Below are 14,320 nucleotides of genomic sequence, written 5' to 3' on the forward strand. Positions count from 1 at the left end.
CTACCCGCCCATCCGTCCGGCGGCAACCCACGGGGCTGTATCCTTACGCGGATTTCATACCGTTCCGCTCATGCCTGAGGGCGGAGGCTATTCCCCGACGATCACCTTCACCCGCTGGCCGGGCGACAGAGGCGTTCCGGGAGGAAGGTCGTTGATGATCCGGAACAATTCTTCGGCATAGGGTTCCTGCGGCATGCGGCGGACGAGGCCGGCAACGCTGTCGCCCGGCTGCACCGCCATCACCTGGACACGGCGGGGGCGGAAGCGGGCGGCCTCCTCAGCGGTCATGCGGTGAAAGCTGTTGGCCGCGGCCTGGAAATCGGCATCGAAACGAGCCAGCGATCCGGCCGGCGCCAGGAAGGTGAAGCGGTACATCCTCCCATCCGGCGCGCGGATCGCCACCAGCCGGATGTCGGCGCTGCTGCCGTCTGTTTCACCGCGCGTGGTGGCGGTCGCCGCCGGCATGCCGCCGATGGCGAGGCGCTGGACATTGGACAAAGTCGCAGTCTTGGCCCAGACACCGGTCAGGAAGGCGGCGGGGTCGGAAACACCGGCGGCTGCACCGCCATCGAAGGCCATGGCGGTGCCGTTCTGGCCCTTGGCCACCACCTGATCGGCGCCGTTCAGCAGCGCATAGCCCTGCGGCACGGTGAAGGCGATGCCCAGCTGCGGGTGGGCGAAGGTCCGGCCGCGGACATAGCCGTTCTCCGGGCTGTCGCCGTAGATCATGCCGTCGACCGCCGCCAGGTAAGGATCGCGCGGACGGGCGCCGCCCGGCGGCAGGACGCGGGCCAAGTCGGCGGCGCGGCGCACGCGCTCCTCGGTCGCCGGGTGGCTGGCGAGGAAGTCGAAGCCGCCCTCGCCCTTGTTGCCGGCACGCAGCCCCTCATACTGGCTGTCGCGGCGCAGCGTCTCCAGGAAGGTCGCCATGGCGAAGGGGTCGTAGCCGGCCCGCCGCAAGGTCTCGACGCCGAGCTGGTCGGCCTCCAGCTCCTGCTCGCGGGAATAGCTGGCGACCACGGCGGTGCCGCCCAACCCGGCCAGCTGCGCCAGCGTGTCGTTGCCGAACACCAGCCCGACCCCGGCGGCGAGCAGCCCGGCGATGGTCTGCCGGGTCTGGCGCTGTGCCGAATGGTGGGCGGTGACATGGCCGATCTCGTGCGACAGCACGCCGGCCACTTCGGCCTCGTCCTTCGCCAGCGCCAGCAGGCCGCGGGTGACGTAGACATAGCCGCCGGGCAGGGCGAAGGCGTTGACCACGTCGCTGTCCAGCACGGTGAAGGTCCAGGGCTCGCGCGCCAGAGCGGTGGTGGAGGCGAGCTTGCGGCCGAGCCGGTCGATATAGCCCTGCAACCGGGCATCCTTCACCGCCCCGCCGAACTGGGCCAGGATCTTCGGGTGCTCCTGCGCCCCCAGCGCCGCCTCGTCACCGCCGGACAGGACATTGTCCAGCAGCCCGGCCTTGGCCGGCCCGGGAGCGACCAGGGCGGGAGTGGCCGCTGCCAGCATGAGGACGGCCAATGCGGAACGGAACGGCTTGCGGAAGGGGGCATGGATCGGCATACCGGTCAGAACCCCGCCCGGCGGCGGATGTTCCGCGAGGACCGCGCTCCCCATGCGACTTGTCACGCTCCCGCTTGTGCGCCTGCCGGTCTTGCTGCTGGCCGGGCTTATGCTGGCCGGTGCCGCGTCGGCGGACGGGCTGAGGGTCTCCGCCGTTCTGGACGGCGACACGCTGGAGCTGGAGGACGGCCGCCAGGTCCGGCTGGCGGGGATCGAGGCGGCCAAGCCGCCGCGAAACGCCAACCCGGCCGATGGCCGCCTCTGGCCGATGGCGGAGGCAGCGACGTCGGCACTGGCCGATCTGGCGCTGGGCCGCCGCGTCGTGTTGCACGGGCCGGCGCCGGTGGACCGCCATGGCCGGCTGCTCGCCCATCTGGTGCGGGAGGATGGGCTGTGGCTGCAATCGGCGCTGCTGGTGCGCGGGCAGGCGCGGGTCCACACCCGGCCGGATGCCCGCGCCTATGCGGCGGAGCTGCTGGCTGGCGAGGAGGCCGCGCGCACCGCCGGGCGCGGGCTGTGGCGCAGCCGGGTCTATGCGGTGCGCGACGCCGCCGACCTGGACGGGCTTTTCCACGACCGCGACAGCTTCCAGCTGGTCGAAGGGGTGGTGCTGGCGGTGTCGAAGGGCGGTGGCGAGAGCTGGCTCGATTTCGGCACCGACTGGCGCAGCGACGTCACCGTCCATATCGGCCGCGCCGCGATGCGCGAGGTCACCCGCGCCGGCATCGATCCGCTGTCCTACGAGGGGCGGCGGGTGCGCGTGCGGGGCTGGATCACGCTGCGCAATGGACCGATGATCGAGATCACCCATCCCGAACAGATCGAACGGCTGGAGCAGGAGGCGGCCTCCGCCGCCCCGCAGCGCGCCGGCGCCAACGCCGACGATAACGATGACGACCCATGGGATGACGACGAAGGGGAGGACGAACCGGAATGAGGAAGCCGTCTATCGCGCGCAGGGCGGGGCGCCTGCTTGCCGCCCTGTCCCTGCTGCTGATCGCCTTGCCGGCGCATAGGACGCTGGCGGGTGGGCCGGCGCTGATCATCGCCGTCGCCGGGGCCGAGCGGGTGTTCGACCGCGACGCCCTTCTGGCCCGGCCGGACGCGGTGAGCGTCGACATTGCCGCCGACGTGTCCTATGGCCGGCCGATGAGCTACCGTGCCGTGCCGCTCGCCAGCCTGCTGGGCACTGCAGACTTCCCGCCCGGCACCGTGCTGGAAGGCGTGGCGTCGGACGGCTTCACCGCACAGCTGCCGCCGGAGCTGTGCCTGCGCAGCGGTCCCGACGGCGCTGTCGCCTTCCTGGCGGTGGAGCCGGCCGACCGGCCCTGGCCCAATCTCCCGGGCAAGGAAGTGTCCGCCGGCCCCTTCTATCTGGTGTGGGTGCGGCCGGAGGCGTCGGGGGTCCGCAGCGAGCAATGGCCCTATCAGCTGGCCCGCGTCGTCGCCTCGGACGATCCATTGCGCCGCTGGCCACAGCTGGCGGTCGATCAGGGTCTGCCGCCCGATTCACCCATCCGCGCCGGGCAGGCGGTGTTCATGACCCAGTGCATGGCCTGCCACACGCTGAACGGCGCCGGCAGCGCCACGATGGGACCGGACCTGAACCGGCCGATGAACCCGACAGACTATCTCACGCCCACCGGGCTGAAGAGGCTGGTCCGGGATCCGCGCTCCGTCCGGACATGGCCCAACCAGCAAATGCCCGGCTTCGACCCGGCGATGCTGAGCGATGCCGACCTCGACCGCGTCGTCGCCTATCTCGGGCACATGGCGGGACGGAAGGCCCCGTAGGAGAAGGTGGTGGGAGAGGGGCTTTCGTCCCCTCCCACCGGTCAGGCGTCATAGGGTGGCGTTGAAGTCGTCCAGCAGGGTGGCGATGCGGCCGCTGTCGCTCTGGTCCATGATGACGCGGGCGCGCTTGCTCGCCTCCATCAGGTCGAGCGAGCGGATGCGCTTCTTCACCGCCGGAACCGACAGCGGCGCCATCGACAGCTCGCGCACACCCAATCCCAGCAGCAGCGCCGAATAGCGCGGGTCGCCGGCAATCTCGCCGCAGACCGACACCGGGATGCGGGCACGCAGGGCGGCCTCCACGGTGAACTGGATCAGACGCAGCACGGCCGGATGCAGCGGGTCGTAGAGGGTGGCAACCTGTTCGTCGGCGCGGTCGATGGCCAGCGTGTACTGGGTCAGGTCGTTGGTGCCGATGGAGAAGAAATCGGCGGCATAGGCCAGCGCGTCGGCGGCCAGCGCCGCACCCGGCACCTCCACCATCACACCCACCGGCGGCAGCGGGTCGGCGATGGCGACGCCGCGGCGGCGCAGGCGGCGGGCGACCTGCCCCATCATCTCCCGCACCTTCTGCACCTCGACCACCGAGGCGATCATCGGCAGCAGGATGCGCAGCGGGCCGTGAACGCCGGCGCGCAGCATGGCGGCAAGCTGCGTCTCCAGCAGCTTCGGCTCGCGCAGGCCGAGGCGGATGGCGCGCAGGCCGAGCGCCGGGTTGGCGGGTTCGCCATAGCGCCCGGCCATCCAGCCCGCCAACTTCTCGCCGCCCAGATCCATGGTGCGGGCGGTGACGGTGCGGCCACCCATGCCCTCGATCATGGTGCGCAGCACGCCATACTGCTCATCCTCGTCGGGAAGATGGTCGCGGTTCATGAACATGAACTCGGTCCGCAGCAGGCCGATGCCCTGAGCGCCATGCTCCAGCGCGTGGTCGAGGTCGCGCGGCAGCTCCAGGTTCGCCATCAGCGTGATCGCAGTACCGTCGCGGGTGACGGCGGGCAGCTTGCGCAGGCTCTTCAACCCCTGGCGCTCGCGTTCGCGGGCGGCGCGGCGTTCGCTGTAGTCGGCCAGCACCTCGGCCGGCGGGTCGATCAGCACACGGCCCTGCAGCCCGTCGACGACCACCGTCACCCCATTGCGCACGCCCGCCAGCAGACCGGGCGCGCCCAGCACCGCCGGCAGGCCGAGCGAGCGGGCAAGGATGGCCGTGTGCCCCTCCGCCCCGCCCAGCACGGTGGCGAAGCCGCCGACCACGGTGGGGTCGAGCAGGGCGGTGTCGGCGGGGGTCAGCTCCTCCGCCAGGATGATGCTGCCGGGAGCCAGGCTGCTGAAGGCGCGGTATTCCTGCTTCATCAGGTTGCGGGTCAACCGCCGCCCGACCTCGCGGATGTCGTCGATGCGCCCGGCGAGATAGGCGTCGTCCATGCCGGCGAAGGTGGCGGCGATGGCGGCGATCTCCGCCTGGATGGCGGCCTCGGCGTTGACGCGATCCTGCTTGATGCGCTGTTCAACCCCGCGGGTCAGGCGCGAGTTGGTGACCATCGACAGGTGGGCGTCGAGCAGGAAGCCGATCTCCTCCGACGCCGAGTCGGGCAGGACCAGCGCCTTGCTCTTCAGCTTCTTGATCTGGCGGCGCGCCTTGGCCGCCGCCTCGTTGAAGCGGGCGACCTCCGCCTCGACCGCGTCGGGCGCGATGACATATTCGGGGATAGCGACGGCGCCGCTTTCCACCACATGGGCCGGGCCGATGGCGATGCCGGGCGACACGCCCAGGCCGCGCAGGGCGCGCCCTGGGCCGCTGGCCGAACCGCTGGCCGGGTCGAAGGACGGCGCACCGCCGGAACCGCCGCGGTCGGGGCCGGATACCGGGCCGCCGGTCGGGCCGCCTGCCGGGGCGGCGGGGGGAAAATCACTCTTCATCGAACTTGCGGTTGATCAGGTCCAGGAGGGCGTCCATCGCAGCATCGGCCTGGGCACCGCTGGCGCGCAGTTCAACCGTGGTGCCCGGGCCGGCGGCCAGCATCATCAGCCCCATGATCGATTCGCCAGACACGACCGACTCGCCGCGGCGCACCGAGATCTCGGCATTGAAGGTGGCGACCAGCTTGACGAACTTGGCCGAGGCGCGCGCGTGCAGGCCGCGCTGGTTGGTGATGGTGGCGGTGCGGCGGATTTCGCCGTCGGCGGATGCCGTGTCGTCGGGAGGGCTCATCGCGGGCGGTCAGTCCGACAGGAGGGTGGAGGCGACGTTGATGTATTTCTGCCCGGCGTCGCGGGCGGCGATCACCGATTTGTCCAGCGGCTCGGTCTTGCGCACGCTGGCGAGCTTGATCAGCATCGGCAGGTTGACGCCGGCGATCACCTCCACCTTCGCCTTGTCCATGATGGAGATGGCGAGGTTGGACGGCGTGCCGCCGAACATGTCGGTCAACACCACGACGCCCGATCCGTCGTCGACCTCCGCCACCGAGTTGAGGATGTCCTGGCGGCGCTGTTCCATGTCGTCGTCGGGGCCGATGCACACGGCACGCACCTGCTGCTGTTCGCCCACCACATGGAACAGCGCGGCGATGAATTCCTCGGCCAGACGCCCGTGGGTGACAAGAACCATACCGATCATGGGACATCCTTCAAGGTTGGGTCCTCCCCGGAGACCTGCGCAAGGGCCGCCGCCGCGGGGCAGCTGCCCTCATCGCAACTGGATCGTTGGTTGGACGCATGGTCGTCAAGGCGCAATTTGCATCATCCCTGATGGTTGGCCTGATGGTTGGCCTGATGGTTGGCCTGCTGGCCGTTGCCGGAACCGGCGTTGCGCAGCCCCAGCCGGTCCAGCTCACGGTGGCTCAGGCTGACCCGCAGCTTCTGCTCCTTCAACCAGGCGGCCAGCCGTTCGGCGATGAAGACCGACCGGTGCTTGCCGCCGGTGCAGCCGATGGCGATGGTCAGGTAGCTCTTGCCTTCCTGGTTGTAGCGCGGCAGCAGCGGGCGCAGCAGTTCGGTCAGGTTCCGGAAGAAGGTGGGAAAATCGGGATCGCTCTCCACCCGCGCGGCGACGGCCGGGTTCAGGCCGGTCAGCGGCCGAAGCTCCGGATCGTAATGCGGGTTGGTCAGGAACCGCACGTCGAAGACCAGATCAGCTTCGCGCGGAAGACCCTGGCGGAAGGAAAAGGAGGTCACGAACACCTGCAGGGCTGCCTGGGCGTCACGCCGGAAATGCCCGGACAGGATGCGCCGCAAATCGTGAATGGACAGTTGCGTTGTGTCGATGGTGACGTCGGCTTCCTCCTTCAGCGGGAACAGCAGGGCGCGTTCGCGCTGGATGCCGTCCGGCACCGTGCGGTCCTCCGCCAGCGGATGGCGCCGCCGCGTCTCGGTGAATCGGCGTTGCAGCACCTCGTCGCCGCACTCCAGGAAGACCAGGCTGACGTCGAGGTCGCCGTCGCGGCGCAATGCCTCCAGCTCGTCCAGGAAGTTCTGCGCGGAAAAGTCGCGGGTGCGGCTGTCGATCACCAGGGCAAGCGGCCGGCGTTTCGGATCGGCCTGCCGGATCAGGGCGGGGACCAGCGACAGGCGCAGATTGTCCACCGCCTCGTATCCCAGATCCTCCAGCGCCTTCAGCGCCACCGACATGCCGGCTCCCGACAGGCCGGTGACCAGCACGATGCGTCCGCGGTGGACAGCGGTGCCGGCGGGGTCGGACGGGCCTTCGGAAGACAGGGAGTCGGGAGATGTCATGATGCGACCGGGCTCGGCTTTGCCAAATTCGCTGGAGCCATCAGGCTGGCGGGCACCCGGTCCAGCCGGCCGCCGCGCAGGCTGGCGGCGGCAAGGCGGATCTTGGCGGGAGTGGAGGCGTCGAAGGCGTGCAGGCCCAGGCGGGGCAGGGCGACGCCCATCAGCGTATCGGTCTCCGGCTCCGGCAGGCGCTCCACCGAGGGGCGCGCGAGCAGGTCGACAACGAGGCCCAGGGGCGCGGAGTCCACGGACGGAACGGGAAGAATCCCGACGCCCCGCACCTCCAGCAGCCCGGCCAGGGAGGGCGGGGGAGAAGCGGTCAGGCGGCCGGACTCGCAATGCAGCGCCACCCGGTCATCCGCGACCAGCAGAGCGCCGCCGTCGATCAGTCGCAAGGCCAAATCCGATTTTCCCCGTCCGGACTCCCCACGCAGCAGCACGCCGATTCCGGAGAGCAAGACGCAGGTGCCGTGAATCGTCACCATAGTCTGGCGAAGGTGAGACGTGGCGCCGATTCTGTCAATGGAAACGGAACGGTTTTCCACAGGGTCAGGCGGGGAAACCTGTCCGGGATCCCCCATCCGCTTCCAACGGTTCTTTCGGTGCGGACCATTGGCCGGTGTAAACAATCGGCTGGTGCGAATAAGGGAAGAAGCCTGCAGGCAATCAGGCGCCGGCGGTGCCGCGGGGGCTGCACCGGATCGCCTCCAGCTCCAGGGCGAGGGCATCGCGGCGCCGGATCATCTCGTCCAGGTCCCCCAGCTCCGCCGCTTCCTGGCAGGCGTCGCGGAAGTCCTTCTCCCGCTTCAGCCGGCCCAGCAGAACCTTGTAGTTGTCGGCGATGCTGGCGAGGTGGCGCTGCGCACCTTGCAGGGCTTCCGCCAGTTGGGTCCGCTCCTGCGCGGAATCCCGCATCATCCTCGCCAGTTCCCCCTGCTGCCGGCCAGCGTCGCGGATCAGGCGGGCCAGACGGTACCGGCGCAGGTCGACCACCTCCGAAGACCGGGGGCCGACCGCGGCGGACTGGCGGCGGTTCGCCGACAGCGTATGCACGGAAGATTTGGGCGGAACGGACTCAGGCATGGCAACCCCACATCTGTGTTCAGGGGTATGGCCACCCTCCCGTTGCCGAATGACGCCAGAGACAAACAACCGGACGGGTAAAATCCGTCACCTCCAGCAGCCGACAAGCGAGAACGACCAAGTCCATGATCGATGCTTATACAGGGCTTGTCTAGCCGATAGTGACAAGGATGTATGAAATTCCGCAGTGGCACTCACAGCAAAGGCAGTATCACCACGAAGTCCGCACCTTCGATAGTCCCATCCGATACCTGACGATTTTTCGCAAATACAGAACCATTGTGTGCGCTGACTATTTGCTTCGCGATCGATAGCCCGAGACCGGAGTGGGTTCCGAACTTTTCCCCCGCCGGACGTTCGGTGTAGAAGCGGTCGAAGATGGCTTCCTCCTTGCCCTCGGGGATGCCCGGCCCCCGGTCGGACACGACGACCCTGACGCTGCCGCCGCTGCGCCGGGCGGTCAGCCGCACCGTGCCGCCGGGCGGCGAGAAGGACAGGGCATTGTCGATCAGGTTCTGGAACACCTGGGTCAGGCGTCCTTCCAGCCCCGGCACCATCAGCCGCTCGCCCGCCGGCACGTCCACCACGACGCGCGGCACCTCGGCCGTGGCTTTGCCGCCGCCGGCCGGGACAGGCTCGTCCACGGTTTCGGCAACCGTCTGGCGCAGGTCCGCCAGCATGGTGAGCAGCAGGCCGATGTCCACCGGTTCCGGCTCCGCCCGCGACAGCTCGGCATCCAGGCGCGAGGCGTTGGAAATGTCGCTGATCAGGCGGTCCAGCCGCTGCACGTCGTCGGCGATGATCGCCATCAGCCGGTCGCGGTGGCGCGGGTCGCTGACACGGGCCACGGTCTCCACCGCGCTGCGCAGCGAGGTCAGCGGATTCTTGATCTCGTGCGCGACGTCGGCGGCGAACCGTTCGATGGCATCCATCCGCGTCCACAGCGCGTCGGTCATCTCGCGCAGCACGCCGGACAGCTCGCCGATCTCGTCGCCGCGGCGGGTCAGATCGGGGATCCCGGCGTGGCGCCCGTGGCTGGTGCGCAGCCGGTCAGCGGCCTGGGCCAGCCGACGGATCGGCCGGGCGATGGTGCCGGCCAGATAGAAGGACAGCCCCACCGTCACCAGCAGCGCCACGCCGAACACCCGCAGGATGTCGAAGCGGACGGAGCGGATCGCCCGGTCGATCTCGCCGCCGCTGCGGGTCAGCAGCACCGCCCCCAGCACCTCGCGGTAGCGCTGGACCGGCACCGCCACGGTCAGCAGCAGTTCCGGGTCGCCGCCGGGACCGTCAACGCGCCAGACGGTGGCCGCCGTCTCGCCGCTGAGGGCGCGTTCGACGTCGGGGTTGGGCTGGCCCGGTCGCTCGCGATAGACCGGCAGCCCCTCGCGGCTCGGCACCACGTCGATCAGGCGGGTGTAGAGGTCGTTGATCGCGCGCGACACCGCGTCGCCGGCCGGCGGGGTCGGCAGCTCGCGGATTTCGATGCGGCCCTGCGATCCAACCAGCACCCGGCTGTCGGACAGCATGTGCGCGTCGATGTCGTACAGGCGCGTGCGGGTCGCCGTCGCCTCCGCCAGCCGGCGGATCATCGGCCGCGCCAGTTCGGGCGCCAGCTCGAAGCGCTCGCCGCTCTCGTCGCCGGTGGGGGAGGGGGCGGTCAGGATGCGGTTCACCGCCCCTTCGCCCAGCGCCGAGGCGAAGATCCGCGCCTCGGTCGCCAGCGCCTCCGTCTCGGCCTGGATCAGCCGGTCCTGGTAGCGGCCGAGATAGAGCAGGCCGGCCAGCAGCACCAGCAGCGCCAACACATTCACCGCGAGAATGCGCAGGGTCAGCGGCGACACGCCCCACAGCCGCCTGGGCCGCTTCGCCCCCCCTCCCAGCGTCGACACCGCGCTATTCCTTGTACCGGTAGCCGACGCCATAGAGGGTTTCGATCTGCGAGAAGTCGGGGTCGACAGCCTTGAACTTCTTGCGCAGGCGCTTGATGTGGCTGTCGATGGTGCGGTCGTCGACATAGACATGCTCGCCATAGGCCGCGTCCATCAGCTGGTCGCGGTTCTTCACATGGCCCGGCCGCTGCGCCAGCGCGCGGACCAGCAGGAATTCTGTCACCGTCAGGTCGATCGGCTGGCCCTTCCAGCTGCAGGCATGGCGGGCGCCGTCCAGCAGCAGCGGGCCGCGGGTGACGATCTGGCCAGGGTCGGCGTCGACGGTCTCGCCGCGCAGGGCCTCGCGCCGCAGCAGCGCCCGGATGCGCTCGATCAGCAGGCGCTGCGAGAAGGGCTTCTTGATGTAGTCGTCCGCGCCCATGCGCAGGCCCATCAGCTCGTCCAGCTCGTCGTCCTTGCTGGTCAGGAAGATGACGGGCATCTGGCTGGTCTGACGCAGACGTTGCAGCAACTCCATGCCGTCCATGCGCGGCATCTTGATGTCGAGCACGGCGAGGTCGGGCGGGCGCTGGCTGAGGCCGCGCAGCGCCTCGGCGCCGTCGGTGTAGGTGCGCACGTCGAAGCCCTCGGCCTCCAGCGCAATGGAGACCGAAGCCAGGATGTTGCGGTCGTCATCCACCAGGGCGACGGTGTGGGCCATGGTCGTAACAGATCCTATCGCAGCAGGGAGCGGGGTGAGGCCGGCCAAGTCGGCCGGACTGGGGGAGGCCCTGAAATGTTAGCGGAAACATCAGCCATAGTACGAGTGGTCATTCCAATACTTTATGTCAGTGTGCAGGCGACGCCGGCAGTTTTCTCTTTTCCCGCAGCATTTGTATGGTCCAATATGGCGGCAATGCGGCGCCGAACAACGGTGCCGCGCGGGAGAACGCACTCGTTTTGGAATGAGTTTTTCGAACGCCATTCCCGCGTCCTCTCCGGCCGGTGCCACTCCGGACGGAAAGGGGGGCGCGATGCCGCCGGGCAGCGACCGGAACGGCTCGGCTGCGGCCATCCAGGCTCCGGCCTTGCGCGCCCGGCGCCTGATGCGCGCCTGCGACCGCGCGGCGCTGGCCACCGCGCAACGCCCGGCTGACGACCGCGCCGGCACGGACTCCGATGCGGCCGGCTGGCCCTATCCCTCGCTGGTGCTGGTGGCGTTCGACCATGACGGCAGCCCGCTGCTTCTGCTCTCCACGCTGGCCGACCACACGCGCAACCTGCTGGTCGACGGCCGGGTCGGGCTGCTGTTCGACGGCACCGCCGGGCTGGCGCAGCCGCTGACCGGCGCCCGCCTGTCGGTTCTCGGCCGGGCGGAGCGGTCGGACGATCCGGTGCATCGCGCGCGTTACCTGCGCCGCCATCCCGACGCCGCCTTCTATGCCGGCTTCGGCGACTTCGCGATCTACCGGGTGGCTGTCGAACGCGCCCATCTGGTCGCCGGCTTCGGCCGCATCCATTGGCTGTCCGCCGCGGAGCTGGATCTTCCCGCCGCCGCTCCCGCCCTGGCGACGGCGGAGGAAGCGCTGCTCGACCGCCTGAACGGCGAGGGATACGGCTCCAAGCTGGCGCCCGCCACCGATGCGGAGCGCATCGTCACCAGCGACGGCGAAAGCTGGAGCCTGACCGGACTCGACCCGGAGGGATGCGACCTGCGACGCGGGGGGTACGTCGCCCGCGTCGATTTTGAACAGAGAATCCATGACCCCGAATCGGCTAAACTGACGCTGGACAGGCTGGTCCGGCCGCCGGAGGGGTCCGGACAACCCGGAGGATCGACATCCGGGACTGCAACGGCCGGAACCGGAACGGACGGCGACGGAGGCACCTGACGGCCCCCGTCGCCGGCCCGAAAAAAGATGCAAGAACAAGAAGAAGACAAAAAGAAGAACAATAATAACGGTCATTAAAGAACAATGACGAGAGAGACGAGAAGCCAACCGTCAGCCTGAACGACCAGCCGAGAGGTCGCTTCGACACCACCGGGCGCCGCAGCAAAAACAAGAACGCGGCGCACGGGCACGCGCAACCAGGAGAACACTTCAGTGGATCATAACGGATCGACCCGTTTCCCGTCCGGGCCATTGGCCCTCAGACCTGTCGCCTCAGGACCGCCTTTTGCCCCGTATCGTCGCCGCACCCTGCCGGTGCTGCGCATCGCGTCGGGTCTCCAGCCCGGCCGCCCGTTCGGACCGGCACGCCGCTGATGCGGCGGGCGCCATCCATCTGACACGACAACGGACGAAAGAACGGCCGGACCGGCCGCGGCGCCCCTGCGGGGGACATGCCCGATGCGGCGGGTACCGGCCCAGCCTTCGAGAGGGACGATATGACTGGTAACACACGGACGCGGAACAAGAAGCTCCTGGCCTGGGTCGAGGAGATCGCGCTGAAATGCAAGCCGGAGCGCGTTCACTGGTGCGACGGGTCGCAAGAGGAATATGACCGTCTCTGCAACGAGATGGTCGAGGCCGGCACCTTCATCCGCCTGAACGAGGCCAAGCGCCGCAACTCCTTCCTCTGCCGCTCCGATCCGGGCGACGTCGCCCGTGTCGAGGACAGCACCTACATCTGCTCGAAGACGCGCGAGGAAGCCGGTCCGACCAACAACTGGATGGACCCGGCCGAGATGAAGGCCAAGCTGGACGGCCTGTTCGAGGGCTGCATGCGCGGCCGCACAATGTATGTGGTGCCGTTCAGCATGGGTCCGCTCGGATCCGACATCGCGCACATCGGCGTGCAGATCTCCGACAGCCCCTATGTGGCGGTCAACATGCGGCTGATGACCCGCATGGGCCAGAAGGTGCTGGACATCCTGGGCGACGGCGACTTCGTGCCCTGCCTGCACTCCATCGGCGCCCCGCTGGAGCCCGGCCAGCAGGACGTGGCCTGGCCCTGCAACGCCGACAACAAATACATCGTCCATTTCCCGGAGGAGCACCGCATCGTCTCCTACGGCTCCGGCTATGGCGGCAACGCTCTGCTGGGCAAGAAGTGCTTCGCGCTGCGCATCGCCTCGGCGATGGGCCGCGAGCAGGGCTGGCTGGCCGAGCATATGCTGATCCTTGGCGTGGAAAGCCCGGCCGGCGAGAAGACCTATGTCGGCGCCGCCTTCCCGTCGGCCTGCGGCAAGACCAACTTCGCCATGCTGGTCCCGCCGAAGGAGTTCGAGGGCTGGAAGGTCCGCACCATCGGTGACGACATCGCCTGGATCAAGCCCCAGCCCGACGGCACGCTGCGCGCCATCAACCCGGAGGCCGGCTTCTTCGGCGTCGCCCCCGGCACCAGTGTGAAGTCGAACCCGAACGCGCTGAAGACGCTGGACCACAACGTCATCTTCACCAACGTCGCGCTGACCGACGACGGCGACGTGTGGTGGGAAGGGCTGACCGACGAGGTCCCGGCGCACCTGATCGACTGGCAGGGCAAGGACTGGACCCCGGGCTGCGGCCGCGTCGCCGCCCACCCGAACAGCCGTTTCACCGCTCCGGCGGCCCAGTGCCCGTCGATCGACCCGGCTTGGGAGGATCCGGCCGGTGTTCCGATCAGCGCCTTCATCTTCGGCGGCCGCCTGTCGAAGACCTTCCCGCTGGTGTTCGAGGCCTACAACTGGCGCGAAGGCGTCTATTGGGCCGCGACCATGGGCTCGGAGGCTACCGCCGCCGCCGTCGGCCAGGCCGCCATCCGCCGCGATCCGTTCGCCATGCTGCCCTTCTGCGGCTACAACATGGCCGATTACTGGAACCACTGGCTGTCGATGGAAGGCAAGATCGAGAGCCTGCCGCGCATCTACCGTGTCAACTGGTTCCGCAAGGACGAGAACGGCAAGTTCGTCTGGCCGGGCTTCGGCGACAACATGCGCGTGCTGAAGTGGATCGTCGACCGCGTCCGCGGCCGCGCCACCGACGTGGCGGAATCGCCCTTCGGCTACTCTCCGCGCTACCAGGATCTGAACTGGTCCGGCCTGAATTTCCCGGCCGACAAGTTCGCCAAGATCATGGACATCGACCGCAAGGAAGCCGAGGCCGAGGCCAAGGACCAGGAGGAGCTGTTCAACCGCTTCGGCGACCGCCTGCCCGAGGAGATCGAGCAGCAGCGCGTCGCCGTGCTGAAGCGGCTGGAGAACAGCCCGGATGTCTGGCGCATCGGCTGACCGGCCCGAACACGGTTCGCAGGTAAGAAGGATAGGGGCTGCCGCAAGGCGGCCCCTTTTC

Annotated in this window: 13 protein-coding genes; 4 read left to right on the plus strand and 9 right to left on the minus strand. The window is 69.0% G+C overall.

Annotated features, from left to right (window positions below; translation table 11 throughout):
• Nucleotides 1–87 precede the first annotated feature (87 nt).
• Entirely contained in the window at nt 88–1,617 is a 1,530-nt protein-coding gene (locus I71_RS03240) for a M48 family metalloprotease (protein WP_042690495.1), read from the minus strand.
• Here I71_RS03240 and I71_RS03245 point away from each other — a divergent pair.
• A complete protein-coding gene (locus I71_RS03245) occupies nt 1,616–2,500 on the plus strand; it encodes a thermonuclease family protein (protein ID WP_244433605.1) in 885 nt (294 codons plus the stop codon). The two genes, I71_RS03240 and I71_RS03245, sit on opposite strands and share 2 nt — an antisense overlap.
• A complete protein-coding gene (locus I71_RS03250) occupies nt 2,497–3,357 on the plus strand; it encodes a cytochrome c (protein ID WP_042690498.1) in 861 nt (286 codons plus the stop codon). The genes I71_RS03245 and I71_RS03250 overlap by 4 nt, the downstream gene beginning before the upstream one ends.
• Nucleotides 3,358–3,405: 48 nt before the next feature.
• On the opposite strand, the gene ptsP is transcribed toward I71_RS03250, so the two are convergent.
• The 8 genes from ptsP to I71_RS03290 all read right to left on the minus strand — a co-directional run bounded on the left by ptsP (nt 3,406) and on the right by I71_RS03290 (nt 10,767).
• Nucleotides 3,406–5,277 carry a phosphoenolpyruvate--protein phosphotransferase gene (gene ptsP, locus I71_RS03255; RefSeq protein WP_042690501.1) on the minus strand — a complete coding sequence of 624 codons (1,872 nt, stop codon included), beginning with the start codon at nt 5,275–5,277 and terminating at the stop codon, nt 3,406–3,408.
• Nucleotides 5,267–5,569, minus strand: a complete 303-nt coding sequence (locus I71_RS03260; protein ID WP_042690504.1) for an HPr family phosphocarrier protein — start codon at nt 5,567–5,569, stop codon at nt 5,267–5,269. The genes ptsP and I71_RS03260 overlap by 11 nt, the downstream gene beginning before the upstream one ends.
• Nucleotides 5,570–5,578: 9 nt before the next feature.
• The gene (locus tag I71_RS03265) at nt 5,579–5,977 is read right to left on the minus strand and encodes a PTS sugar transporter subunit IIA (protein WP_042690507.1); all 399 of its coding nucleotides are present in this window, start codon (nt 5,975–5,977) and stop codon (nt 5,579–5,581) included.
• Between the two features lie 122 nt (nt 5,978–6,099).
• Nucleotides 6,100–7,092, minus strand: coding sequence for an RNase adapter RapZ (gene rapZ, locus I71_RS03270; protein WP_042690511.1), 993 nt, complete (start codon nt 7,090–7,092; stop codon nt 6,100–6,102).
• Entirely contained in the window at nt 7,089–7,577 is a 489-nt protein-coding gene (locus tag I71_RS03275; RefSeq protein ID WP_042690515.1) for an HPr kinase/phosphorylase, read from the minus strand. The genes rapZ and I71_RS03275 overlap by 4 nt, the downstream gene beginning before the upstream one ends.
• Before the next feature lie 181 nt (nt 7,578–7,758).
• Nucleotides 7,759–8,175, minus strand: a complete 417-nt coding sequence (locus tag I71_RS03280; RefSeq protein WP_042690520.1) for a hypothetical protein — start codon at nt 8,173–8,175, stop codon at nt 7,759–7,761.
• Nucleotides 8,176–8,369: 194 nt separating this feature from the next.
• Nucleotides 8,370–10,067: a stimulus-sensing domain-containing protein gene (locus I71_RS03285; protein WP_042690524.1), complete on the minus strand. Its 1,698-nt coding sequence runs from the start codon at nt 10,065–10,067 to the stop codon at nt 8,370–8,372.
• A 4-nt stretch (nt 10,068–10,071) separates the two neighbouring features.
• Complete coding sequence (locus tag I71_RS03290) at nt 10,072–10,767, minus strand: response regulator transcription factor (RefSeq protein ID WP_042690527.1); 696 nt, start codon at nt 10,765–10,767, stop codon at nt 10,072–10,074.
• Nucleotides 10,768–11,080: 313 nt separating this feature from the next.
• On the opposite strand from I71_RS03290, the gene I71_RS03295 reads away from it, so the two are divergent.
• Together I71_RS03295 and I71_RS03300 are read left to right on the plus strand one after the other, a co-directional pair.
• Nucleotides 11,081–11,938 carry a HugZ family protein gene (locus I71_RS03295; RefSeq protein WP_042690530.1) on the plus strand — a complete coding sequence of 286 codons (858 nt, stop codon included), beginning with the start codon at nt 11,081–11,083 and terminating at the stop codon, nt 11,936–11,938.
• A 497-nt stretch (nt 11,939–12,435) separates the two neighbouring features.
• Nucleotides 12,436–14,259, plus strand: coding sequence for a phosphoenolpyruvate carboxykinase (GTP) (locus tag I71_RS03300; protein WP_042690533.1), 1,824 nt, complete (start codon nt 12,436–12,438; stop codon nt 14,257–14,259).
• Nucleotides 14,260–14,320: the final 61 nt, after the last annotated feature.

It is taken from the genome of Azospirillum sp. B506, assembly GCF_000333595.1.
Taxonomy (GTDB): domain Bacteria; phylum Pseudomonadota; class Alphaproteobacteria; order Azospirillales; family Azospirillaceae; genus Azospirillum.